Raw genomic sequence first — 1,860 nt, 5'->3', positions numbered from 1 at the left:
AGGAGGCCCCCGCTGCGTGGTGCCCCCCAACTCCCTTCTCGCCTCCTGGTGTTGACGGTGGTCGGTAGGGGGTGCGGGTGCGGCGAAGGCCGTGGCCCCCGGGTGTTGGGGGGCCACGGCCTCTGGTGGAAAGGGAGGAGGGGAAGGGATCAGTTGGGGAAGGTGGCGCCCAGGTTGGCGTTGGCTGCGGGGGCCTTCAGGGTCGAGGGGCCCCAGGAGGCGACGTTGTCGGTCGTCAGGCCCTTCGCCGAGCCGGGCAGGGACCACACGGCGCCGGCGTCCGGCTCGGCCGAGGTGCCGTCCTCGCCGGGGGCGCCGACGGCCAGGTCGTCCTTGCCGTCGCCGTTGGCGTCACCGAGGTGGACGGCCTGGCCGAAGTGGTCGTCGGCCTCGACCGCGCCGGGAACGCCCGCCGTGCCCTGGTCGTAGTTCTTGGCGCCGGTGCCGGACAGACCGCCCTTGCCGCCGTAGAGCTGGACGACGGCGCCGGTGTCCTTGCCGGAGGCGCCGCTGCCGATGTCCTCACCGGGCACACCGACGGCGATGTCGGCATAGCCGTCGCCGTTGACGTCACCCGCGCTGAGGGAGGCGCCGAACTCGTCGCCCTCCTCGTTGGCGCCGGGCACGCCGGGGCTGTTCTGGGTGAGCGTGGTGGTACGGCTGGCGCTGGGGCCGTCGTCGGTGCCGTAGAGCACCTTCACGGTGCCGTGGTCGTACGGCAGGTCCTCCAGGACGCCGCCGGGCACGGTACGGATGACGACATCGCCGTGGCCGTCGCCGTCCACGTCACCGATGGTGGCCGTCGCGGCGTCCTCCACCTCGGTGCCCTTGCCGACGCCCGACTTACCGCCCTTGAAGAACTGCGACTTGCGGGACATCTCCTCGAAGTCGTAGGTGGCGAAGATGTCGTCGATGCCGTCGCCGGTGACGTCCCCGACGACGATGCTGCGCAGGTCGCTGTCGCCGACGTCCGGGTCGATCTTCTCGGTGTCGGCCACCTGCCCGCCCTTGAACGGGCCGTGCAGCACCTGGAGGCCGCCCCAGTTGTCGGACCGGGAGGTGACGAGGTCGTCCTTGCCGTCCCCGTCGACGTCGCCGGCGGCCAGCTGCTTACCGCCGGTCTTCGCCTCCAACTGGTCGGCGCCTTCCAGGCCCTTGCCCTTGACGCCGTGCACGACGACGGGGCCCTCGTTGCTCCGGGAGTTGCCGACGACCAGGTCGGTGACGCCGTCGCCGTCGAAGTCGCCGGTGGTGAGGTACCGGCCCCAGCCCTCGCCCTCTTCCGCTTCGCCGGGGATACCGGCGTCCGCGCGGCTGATGATCTGGGGGTGGGCGGTGTCGGGCCCGTTCGCCGAGCCGTAGACGACGGCGACGTAGCCGGCGCCCTTGACGCCGCCGGCGGAGCCACCGGTGGCGGAGGTCACGGTGTCGGCGTAGCCGTCACCGTTGAAGTCCACCTTCTTGGCCGCGGCGGCGGAGCCCTTCGCCACGGCGGCCTGGGAACCACCGGACGCGTCCGGTGCCGCACCCGCCGTCTGGACGGTCGCCAGCGAGAGACCCGCGGCCACCGCGCCGGCCACGGCGATGCCCGCGGTCAGAGATCGTTTACGCACAGTTCCTCCAGGTGAAATGTGCTCGTGTGCTGTGGGGGGGTGACGCTGTGCGCCAGTGCTCCCTGTGCACCGACTACGACCCGGAAGACCGATCACCGGTTGTACGTTCCCGAGCACTTACGTTGCTTTGTGAAAAGAACCGAACATTCCGCTTGTGCACCCCGACCCACCTCGACCCCTTGTCGACCACCGTCAACAGCAAGAGGCGAGAAGGGAGTTGGAGGGCACCACGCAGCGGGGGTCTCCT

General features: G+C 70.9%; 1 protein-coding gene. It reads right to left on the bottom strand.

Annotated features, from left to right (window positions below; translation table 11 throughout):
* Window positions 1–149: 149 nt before the first annotated feature.
* The gene (locus SCA03_RS34700; protein ID WP_030891493.1) at window positions 150–1,613 is read right to left on the bottom strand and encodes an FG-GAP repeat protein; all 1,464 of its coding nucleotides are present in this window, start codon (window positions 1,611–1,613) and stop codon (window positions 150–152) included.
* Between the last annotated feature and the right edge of the window lie 247 nt (window positions 1,614–1,860).

Origin of the sequence: Streptomyces cacaoi, from assembly GCF_006539165.1 — a bacterium.
Classification (GTDB): Bacteria; Actinomycetota; Actinomycetes; order Streptomycetales; family Streptomycetaceae; genus Streptomyces; species Streptomyces cacaoi.
This window is presented reverse-complemented; position numbering and strand designations above follow the sequence as displayed.